Genomic DNA, 9,176 nt, shown 5'->3' with positions numbered 1-9,176 from the left:
TCCACCGGCTCGAGGTCCGTGGGGTGGTGCAGGTCTGGCCGCCCCCGCCGGCGGGTGGGGGGGGGCGGGGGGGGCCGCCGCCCGGCCAGCGGGTCGGTCAGCCGCCCGCCGTCGTGGACCTCGCAGACGACCTGTCCGCCCTCGGCCCAGATCCGCAGGACGCCCTCGCCGGCGCCGTGCACCACGCTGTTGGTGGTGAGCTCGGCGACGGCCAGGGCCAGGTCCTGCGACCGCATGTCGGTGAGGCCGAGCCGCCGGCCCTGCTCGACGGCGAAGTGCCGTACGGCGGGCAGTCCGCCCGAGCCGAAGGCGTACGACGCGGCGCCGGGCGGGGCGGACAGGGCCGTGTTGTAGCGGGCGATGACCTGCTCGGGGTCGTAGGCGGCGGAGACCGCCTCACCGGAGTCGTCGAGGACGACCGGGTGGGTCTCCAGGGCGTCGGCCAGCACGTGGCCGTCCAGTCCGTCCGCGTCGTACGGGCAGAGGATGGTCACGTCACGTCCGGTGAACGCGGCGTTGATCAGCGCCTCGTGCTGCACGCAGGCCGGGTACTCCACCTCCGTACGGCCCGGCCAGATGGGCTCCCCGATGATGCGGATCCGTCCCGGTCCCCGGCTGTCGGCGAACGCCCGCAGCACGCCCGGAATGATGCGGCCGGGGTTGCGGCCCGCCCGCGTCATGTCGACGAAGTGCACCTCGCTCGCGCGGTCGCCCAGCTCCCCTTGGATCAGCTCCAGGCGGTCGGGCGGGGCCGCGACGGCCACGGGCTCGCCGCCGTCCAGTCCGTCCAGGATGAAGGGGACCGTCCCCGCCACGTACTGCCGGTCGCCGCGGTAGAACAGCGCCGGATGCACGAAGGGGTCCTCGACAGTGACCTCGCTCGTCACGACGCCACCTCGATCTCGGTCACTTCCGGCCAGAAGAGCTCCAGTATGCGGGGCAGCTGCGGCGGAGGGCTGTGCAGGACGATCCGGCGGCCCTGCGGCATCGCCTGGGCGGTGAGTACCAGATCGGTGGCGCCGGCGACGTCGATGAACGACACCTGCGCCAGATCGGCATGACAGGCGTCCCCCGGCTGCCGCACAAGCTCCTCCAGCACCGTGCGCCACGCCATGCGCGTGGTCACACTGATCTCCCCGTTCACCCGCAGGCCGGACCGGTCTCCCAGCGGAAACGCCTCCAAGGAGACCTCTGTCCCCGGCTCCGCGTCGAAGCCCGTCCGGCCGGCAGGTCGGCCCTTCATGCTCATTTTCCGTACCGTACCCGCCGAGGCCCCCGGCATGTCACCTCGGGGGGGCCGCACGACGCGAACCCGAGGAATCAGATGAGCGACCCGTCCCCCTCTTTCCGCCTGCTGCCCGGCGCACCGGACTCCCCGGTGATCCTCCACGTTCCGCACTCCTCCCGTGCCATACCCGCCGGCGTCCGCGACGGCATCGTCCTCGACGACCGGGCGCTGGAGCGGGAGCTGGACCACATCACCGACGCGTACACGGCCGAGATCGCCGCCTCGGCGGCGAAGGCCGCCCCGGTCACACCCTGGCGCTTCGTCAACCGGCTCTCCCGCCTGGTCGTCGACCCGGAGCGCTTTCCCGACGAGCGCGAGGAAATGCTCGCGGTGGGTATGGGAGCGGTCTACACCCGCACCACGCACCGCGAGGAACTGCGTCCGGACGGCTTCGACGTACGGCCCCTCGTCGAGCGCTACTTCGTCCCGTACGCGGAGGCGATGACGGCGGCCGTGGCCGATCGCCTGGAGGCGACCGGGCGTGCCGTGATCGTCGACGTCCATTCGTACCCGGCGCGGCGGCTGCCGTACGAGCTCCACGGCGAGGGGCCGCGCCCGCCCGTGTGCATCGGAACGGACCCCTTCCACACGCCCGCCGCACTCCGCGACGCGGCGCGGCGGGCGTTCGCGGGGTGCGGCGGTACGGAGTTCGACACGCCGTTCGCGGGAACGTACGTACCGCTCCGGTACTACGGGCGCGACGCGCGGGTCGGCGCCCTGATGGTGGAGATCCGGCGCGACCTCTACCTGGACGAGCGGGGGGCGCCCTCCGGTCACGGTCTCGACGCGCTGGCGGAGGCGCTGGCCGGCCTCGTCGACGAGGCGTCCGGCTGATCGGGACGGGAACGCCGCCCGGGCAGCCGCTGCCGGGGGGCCGCCGCCTGGGGCCGCTGTTCAACGCGGTTTTCGTCCGAGTGATATGGGGCATTTGTGGGGTTATGTCCGTGCACCGTAGTCCCCTCGCCGACCGCACCGCGTCACTGTTCCTGAAGGGATACGCCTGGCTGCCCAACCGGATGCGGCGTGCCCCGGACGGCGTCGTCCGCGCCCGGCTGCTCGGGCGGCACGCGGTGGCCCTCCGTGGACCCGAGGCCGTGCGGTTCTTCTACGACGGGGCCCACGTCCGCCGCGGCGGGGCCCTGCCGGAACCGGTACGCGCCACCCTCTTCGGTGACGGCGCGGTCCACACGCTGGACGGCGAGGCGCACCGGGTCCGCAAGGCGATGTTCCTGTCGCTGCTGACGCCGCCGGCCCGCGTCGCCGACCTGGTGGAGCTGGTCGGGGACGCGTGGGACGGCGCCGTACGGCAGTGGAGCCGGCAAGCGGACATCGTCCTGTTCGACGAGGCGGCGAAGGTGCTGACCTCGGCGGTGTGCCGCTGGGCCGGGGTGCCTCTGGAGGCCGCGCGCACGGACGCGGTGGCCCGCGACATGGTGGCGATGGTCGACGGTTTCGCCACCCTGGGGCCGCGCCACTGGCGCGCCCGCGCCGCGCGCCGCCGGTGCGAGGCCTGGCTGGGCGGCCTGGTGGAGGACGTACGCGCCGGGGCGGTGGAGGTGCCGGAAGGCTCGGTCGTCGAGGTGGTGGCCGGGCACCGCGACTCCGACGGGCGGGCCCTGGACGCGCGCACCGCCGCCGTGGAGCTGCTCAACGTCGTCCGGCCGACGGTCGCGGTGGCCTGGTTCGTCGCCTTCGCCGCGCACGCCCTGCACCGCCGGCCCGAGCACCGCAAGCGGCTCCAGGACGACGACGCGGCGTACGCGGCGGCGTTCGTGCACGAGGTCCGCCGCTTCTACCCCTTCGCGCCCTTCCTCGCGGGCCGGGCGGCCGCCGACCTGTCCTGGCGGGGCCACCGGATCCCCCGGGGGCGCGCTCGTCGTGCTGGACGTGTACGGGCAGGACCACGACGCCGGACTGTGGGGCGACCCGTACACCTTCCGCCCCGAACGCTTCCTCCAGCGGCCGGTGGAGCGCGACGAACTCGTCCCACAGGGCGGTGGCGACCCGTCCACGGGGCACCGGTGTCCCGGCGAGGCCGTCACGATCGCGCTGCTCGAGGCGCTCTCCATCCGGCTGGCGCGCCTGCGGTACGACGTGCCCGAGCAGGACCTCGCCATCCCGCTGGGGCGCATCCCCACGCGGCCGCGCGACGGTGTGCGCATCGCCGGGGTACGGGACGCGCACACCGCCGAGGACCGGCTCTAGCCGCCGTTCCGGTCGCGGTTCCAGTCGCGGTTCTAACCGCCGGCTCCGCTGATCGCGTCGACGAGCTCCCGCTTGCGCAGGGAGCTGACCTTGCCGACTCCGCGCTCGCGGGCGAGGCCGCGCAGCTCCTCCATGTGCATGTGCTCCAGCTCCTCCATGGAGGTGCCGGACTGCTGCTGCTTGGCCTTCTTGCTCCTGCCGCCTCCGCCGCCGCCACGCGCCGCGCCCGCCGGGGTGGTGGCGCTCGGCGGGGACTCGGGGTAGCCGCCGACTCCGCCGGTGGCCCGGATCCGCTCCATCATCTTGCCGAGGAGCTTCTCCGTGTCACGGCAGGCCTTCGCCGACAGCTCGCAGTACTTGGCGTCCCCGAGCTCCTCGCACGCCTGCCCGCTGGCCCTCAGGACGGTGCGGGTGGCGTCGAGGACGGCCATCGTCGTGGGCGCGTCGTACCCGGTCTGCCGGGTCAGGACCCGGGCGGCGACGGTGCACAGGTCCGCGCAGTCGTTGCTGCTGCGCATGCACTTCACGGCCATCGCGATCTTCTCGGGGTCCTGCTCCGCGGCGGCGGAGTCCGCGCAGGACAGACACGCGGCAGCGCACTCGTACAGCTTGTCGACGGCCTGGGAGAGGACTTTGGGCGGCAGTCCGGTCTCCGCCGGGTAGGCGTCGAGCAGTTTCTCGGCCAACGACATGACGTCCTCCTGCCTGATGAAGACAGCCCCGTCTCTGCCCTTCCACCGTTGCACGCGGCCGCCGCCCTCGCCAGCGCATCGGGTGGCGGCCGTCCGGTGGTGGTTGGGCGGGACGCGAGGGGTACTCGGCGCGTCGAACCTCTGAGTGGCACGCGAGTGGGGAGTGGAGCAATGGTCCGACATTCGATTCCGGTGGCGCACCGGTCCACCACGCCGCCCGCCGTACGGCGCGTACTCCTCGAAGGCCAGCGGGACCAGATCGTGTCCCTGCTGATGCTGCTGACGGCCATCGCCCTGTTCGTCGCGCCGTGGGTGGTCGGCGAGCCCGACACCGCGAAGGACGCCCACCGCAACGAACTCGGGGTGGGGATGGTGGTCCTCTTCATCGCCCTCGCCCGGTTCCGCTGGCATCTGGGCCTCGCCTCGGACGTGGTGATCCTGCTGGCGGGCGGCTGGCTGATCGCCTCGCCGTGGCTGCTGGGCCTGCGGAACACAGCCGTCTTCGACGGGGCCCAGGTGTTCGACGTCGCGGCCGGGACCGTGCTGGTCGTGTTGTCCGTGGTGTCGATGCTGCTGTTGCGCAGGGCCGAGAAGCTGGAGCGCGGCGGCGGCCGGAGTCCGGATCGGTGAGGGCGACGCGACGGCGGCCGGCGGCTTCGCGCCCGTGAGGGCCGATGGCCGCCGGCCGCCGCCGCGTCGCCGGTTGGGTCGAGTCGGGTCAGTGGCCCATGGCCTTCCGCACGGCGTCCTTGGTGCGGTCCATCAACGCGGCGATCGGGCCGAGCGCGATGTTGGCCGCCGCCGACTCGACGCCCGGGTGCGGCCGGGTCGGGGCCATGGCCTCGGCGGCCTTGACCGCCTTCGCCATGGCCGCGAGCTTGGCCCTGTCCGTGCTGCGCCGGATGTGGGTGAACTCGTAGCGCTCCTCGGCCCGGGCGTGCGCCTGTACGTCGGCGCGCAGGGCGAAGAGCTGCGGCATGAACCCGGGGTCGTCGGTGTCCATGTCGTCGAGGGCGGCCAGCACCTTCTTGGCCGCGTGCTCCTCGGCGAGACGGTCCTCGACCACGTCCTCGCCACCCGGCATCGACGTGCGGGCGAAGGGGTGGACGACCTCCTCCTCCGCCGTCTCGTGGACGGCGAGGAGGCGCACCAGGTGGCGGAACGCCTCCCGCCGCTCGTCTCCGGTGCTCCGCTCCACCTCGTCGAAGAGGTTGCGGATGTCTCCGTGCTGGCGCATCAGCAGCGAGACGACGTCGTCGTCCGGGGCGTGGTCGTCGCCGGCTTGCGGGGTGTCGATCGGGGACACGGCGGGCCTCCTACTTCTCCTGCAGGGCGGGGTCGGGGTGCGGTCCTTCGGTCTCCACGCGGTACTCGCGGCCGAACATGTCCTGGTGCTGGGCCATGACCCGCTCACTGGGCGGCTCCTCGCCGCCGTTGATGGCGGCCTGCATCTTCTCGAACCGCTCGTGGGCCTCGCGCACATAGCCGGCGCCCAGGGTGGTCAGGTCGATCTGGGTGGCGAGCAGCTCGCGTACGTACGCCTTGTTGGGCTCGAAGGTGAGCACGTTGGGCAGCTCGGGCGCGAGCACCGACTCCGGCTCGCGGCCGTCGTGGCGCCGCATCAGGTCGCACGCGATGCGCAGGTGCTCCAGCTCCATGTTGAGGTGCAGCTCCCAGATGGCCTTGACCTTGGGGTCGCTCTCCTGCTCCATGAAGGAGTAGTACAGGTAGCACTCGTTGTACTCGTGGTTGACGAGCTGCTCCCACCACGTCTCTCCCGGGTCGACCAGCGACTCGTAGTGGGTGACGTGCTCCTCCTCGATGAGCCCGATCTCCTGGTAGAGCTGGCGGGCGATGGGCTCCATGTAGGTGGAGCCGGTGTTCATGTAGAAGTTCATCGTCTGCTGCTCCGCCGACATGATGGTCAGGGCGTGCAGTTTCGACAGCGGGTCCGTCTTGGTGCGGTCGTAGGGGTCGCGGACGTTGTCGGCGGGGTGGCGGTGGTGGTATTTCGTCGGGCGGCCCGGGATGACCTCGGTGAGGTTGTCGACGATCGACTCCGCCTTGCGGTGCTCGATCATCTCGTACAGGTTCGCGTACCGGTACAGGTGGTCGAAGTCCTCCAGCACGCCGAACTGGTACGCCTGCTTCAGGTACGGGTCGGGCTCCATGCGGGCCACCCAGGCGGTGAGGTCGACCGCGACCTGCTCGTAGGCGATCGTCGTCTCCAGGACCGACGACACGCCGGGCAGCAGCCAGTTCACCACCTTCTGCTGCTGGGCCTCGATGTAGCGGGTCTCGGCCAGCTGCCGCTTCACCTCGGGGTCGACGGTGTTGCGGGCGAGGTGGTGGCTGAAGAGGATCGCCTCGACCTCGATGCCGTTCATGGTGATGATCCGGCAGCGGGTGTACGGGTCGCAGTGGTCGGGGTCGATGGGCTCGACGTTCAGCTCGCGCCAGTTCCTGAGCTGACGGTCCAGCGGGATACCGCGATGTTCCAGTGGGTTGAAGGACATGGGGCCTCCTGTGGGCGGTGGCAGTGGACTGCACGGCTGGGTACCCCGTAAAGCGCACGGCGAACGATGCGTTTCGGCCGGGGCGAGAGACATGCTTAACCGCTTCGGGATTCCCGCTACCGCCCATGCCCTTGAGCGTTGGTTCCTCCGGGGTATTTTCCGGGCAGGCGGACCCGCATCACCTTGACCTGGCGGCGGCGACCCCACTCGGATAAGACGTCTAGTTCCGGGACGGCCTAGTCAGGCGTGACCTGACGGGGGTTTATCACTAGCGTTTGCACGACACCCATCGGCAGCTGCCGTGCGCTCGTTCACCGATGCTCATCCGAGGATTCGCATGGTCACCACCACCACCGAGCCGACCACTCTGGTTCCCGTACGGGGCCGGGGCTGGGGACGCATCATCGTCGACTGGCTCACCACGACCGACCACAAGAAGATCGGTCACCTGTATCTGATCACGTCCTTCGGATTCTTCCTCTTCGGCGGTCTCCTGGCGCTGATGCTCCGGGCGGAACTGGCGCGGCCGGGACTGCAGCTCATCTCGACGGAGCAGTTCAACCAGACGTTCACCCTGCACGGCACGATCATGCTGCTGCTGTTCGCGACGCCCACCTTCGCCGGGTTCGCCAACGCGATCATGCCGTTGCAGATCGGCTCGCCGGACGTCGCCTTTCCGCGACTGAACATGTTCTCGTACTGGCTCTTCCTCTTCGGCGGGCTCATCGTGGTCGGCGGCCTGCTGACCACCCAGGGCACGGCGGACTTCGGCTGGACGGCGTACACGCCGCTCAGCGGCGGCGAGCGGACGCCGTACGTCGGCGGGGACATGTGGATCATGGGGCTCGCGTTCTCCGGCTTCGGCACCATCCTCGGCGCGGTGAACTTCACGACCACGATCATCTGCATGCGCGCACCGGGCATGACGATGTTCCGGATGCCGATCTTCACCTGGAACGTGCTGCTGACCTCGGTCCTGGTATTGCTGGCGTTTCCCGTACTGGCAGCGGCCCTCTTCGCGCTGGAGGCCGATCGCCGGTTCGGCGCGCAGATCTTCAACCCCGAGAACGGCGGGGCCATTCTCTGGCAGCACCTGTTCTGGTTCTTCGGCCATCCCGAGGTGTACATTCTGGCGCTGCCGTTCTTCGGTGTGGTCACCGAAGTCCTGCCGGTCTTCTCCCGAAAGCCGCTGTTCGGTTACATCGGGCTGATCGGGGCCACCATCGCCATCACCGGTCTCTCCGTGACCGTATGGGCGCACCATATGTTCGCCACCGGGGCGGTCCTCCTGCCGTTCTTCTCCTTTATGACCTTCCTGATCGCGGTGCCGACCGGTGTGAAGTTCTTCAACTGGATCGGCACGATGTGGAAAGGCTCCATCAGCTTCGAAACACCGATGCTCTGGTCGATCGGCTTTCTCGTCACCTTCCTCTTCGGCGGGCTGACCGGTGTCATTCTCGGCTCGCCGCCCTTGGACTGGCACGTCACCGACTCTTATTTCGTCATCGCCCATTTCCACTACGTTCTGTTCGGGACGATCGTCTTCGCGATGTTCGCGGGGTTCCACTTCTGGTGGCCGAAAATGACCGGCACCATGCTGGACGAGCGCCTGGGAAAGATCCACTTCTGGACGCTGTTCGTCGGGTTCCACATGACGTTCCTGGTCCAGCACTGGCTCGGCGCCGAAGGGATGCCGCGCCGGTACGCCGACTACCTGGCCGCCGACGGCTTCACGGGGCTCAACATGCTGTCGTCCATCGGCTCGTTCCTGCTGGGCCTGTCGACCCTGCCGTTCCTGTACAACGTCTGGAAGACCGCCAAGGTCGGCAAGCGGATCGACGTCGACGATCCCTGGGGCTACGGGCGCTCCCTGGAGTGGGCCACCTCCTGCCCGCCGCCCCGCCACAACTTCCTCACCCTCCCGCAGATCCGCTCCGAGTCTCCCGCCTTCGACCTGCACCACCCGGCGATCTCCGCGCTCAAGCGGCTCGAGAACGGCGACCGGCGCGATGTGGTCGAGCCCGGCAAGGGGGTCGCCTCCCCGCTGTCCGGGGACAAGGACCAGAGCTGATGCCGGCCGACTCACCGACGGACGGCGACGTGGCCTCCGGCATCAACCGCCTGGAGGGCTACCTCCTCTACCAGAGCGAGCTGAACAGGGCCCGTATCGAAGGGGACGCCTTCGCCCGGCGCATGCCGTGGCTGACCACCGCGCAGCACGAGGAGGTGGCACGGCTGTACGCCCAACAGCGCCTGGAGGTGTCCAAGGCGGTGCTCCGGGAGGTGGCCGGGCGCTGCGCCGAGCTGCGGCAGGAGTACGGCGCCCGGTACGAAACCCTGCGGCAAAGGCTGCTGTGCCGGTGCGCGGCCACCCTGCTGTGTTCTGCGGCGCTGTGCGCGGCAGCGGTGGCCCTGGCCGCCCACCGCTGAGCCGACCCGTCCCCCGCCGGGCCGACCGCGCTCATGGTCGGCACC

At 70.4% G+C, this 9,176-nt stretch carries 9 protein-coding genes and 1 pseudogene; 5 read left to right on the top strand and 5 right to left on the bottom strand.

Translation table 11 applies throughout. The features are described 5' to 3' along the window. A partial coding sequence (locus ABZX67_RS32920) for a sensor histidine kinase (RefSeq protein WP_355368369.1) occupies positions 1–887 on the bottom strand: 887 nt, incomplete at its 3' end. Beyond that, on the bottom strand, positions 884–1,249 hold the full coding sequence (locus ABZX67_RS32915) for an STAS domain-containing protein (RefSeq protein WP_355368366.1): 366 nt from the start codon (positions 1,247–1,249) through the stop codon (positions 884–886). The genes ABZX67_RS32915 and ABZX67_RS32920, both read right to left, overlap by 4 nt. Before the next feature lie 75 nt (positions 1,250–1,324). Between ABZX67_RS32915 and ABZX67_RS32910 the strand changes: the two genes are divergently transcribed. Next, positions 1,325–2,122, top strand: a complete 798-nt coding sequence (locus ABZX67_RS32910; protein WP_355368363.1) for an N-formylglutamate amidohydrolase — start codon at positions 1,325–1,327, stop codon at positions 2,120–2,122. A 104-nt stretch (positions 2,123–2,226) separates the two neighbouring features. Beyond that, a pseudogene (locus tag ABZX67_RS32905) lies at positions 2,227–3,493 on the top strand (cytochrome P450). A 32-nt stretch (positions 3,494–3,525) separates the two neighbouring features. Here ABZX67_RS32905 and ABZX67_RS32900 read toward each other — a convergent pair. Then, positions 3,526–4,185 (bottom strand): Rho termination factor N-terminal domain-containing protein, encoded by a 660-nt coding sequence (locus ABZX67_RS32900; protein ID WP_355368360.1) that lies wholly within the window; start codon positions 4,183–4,185, stop codon positions 3,526–3,528. Positions 4,186–4,356: 171 nt separating this feature from the next. On the opposite strand from ABZX67_RS32900, the gene ABZX67_RS32895 reads away from it, so the two are divergent. Further along, positions 4,357–4,815 (top strand): SPW repeat protein, encoded by a 459-nt coding sequence (locus ABZX67_RS32895; protein WP_355368357.1) that lies wholly within the window; start codon positions 4,357–4,359, stop codon positions 4,813–4,815. A gap of 88 nt (positions 4,816–4,903) precedes the next feature. On the opposite strand, the gene ABZX67_RS32890 is transcribed toward ABZX67_RS32895, so the two are convergent. Then, entirely contained in the window at positions 4,904–5,491 is a 588-nt protein-coding gene (locus ABZX67_RS32890; protein ID WP_355368354.1) for a hemerythrin domain-containing protein, read from the bottom strand. A gap of 10 nt (positions 5,492–5,501) precedes the next feature. Continuing rightward, positions 5,502–6,701 carry a hypothetical protein gene (locus tag ABZX67_RS32885; protein WP_355368351.1) on the bottom strand — a complete coding sequence of 400 codons (1,200 nt, stop codon included), beginning with the start codon at positions 6,699–6,701 and terminating at the stop codon, positions 5,502–5,504. Between the two features lie 337 nt (positions 6,702–7,038). Here ABZX67_RS32885 and ctaD point away from each other — a divergent pair, with 337 nt between their 5' ends. After that, positions 7,039–8,772 carry a cytochrome c oxidase subunit I gene (gene ctaD, locus ABZX67_RS32880; RefSeq protein WP_355368348.1) on the top strand — a complete coding sequence of 578 codons (1,734 nt, stop codon included), beginning with the start codon at positions 7,039–7,041 and terminating at the stop codon, positions 8,770–8,772. Beyond that, positions 8,772–9,131, top strand: coding sequence for a hypothetical protein (locus tag ABZX67_RS32875; RefSeq protein ID WP_355368345.1), 360 nt, complete (start codon positions 8,772–8,774; stop codon positions 9,129–9,131). The genes ctaD and ABZX67_RS32875 overlap by 1 nt, the downstream gene beginning before the upstream one ends. Positions 9,132–9,176: the final 45 nt, after the last annotated feature.

Origin of the sequence: Streptomyces sp. NPDC003036 (assembly GCF_040611175.1) — a bacterium.
Taxonomy (GTDB): domain Bacteria; phylum Actinomycetota; class Actinomycetes; order Streptomycetales; family Streptomycetaceae; genus Streptomyces.
Note: the sequence above shows the minus strand (reverse complement) of the source record. Positions and strands in the feature narration are given on the sequence as shown.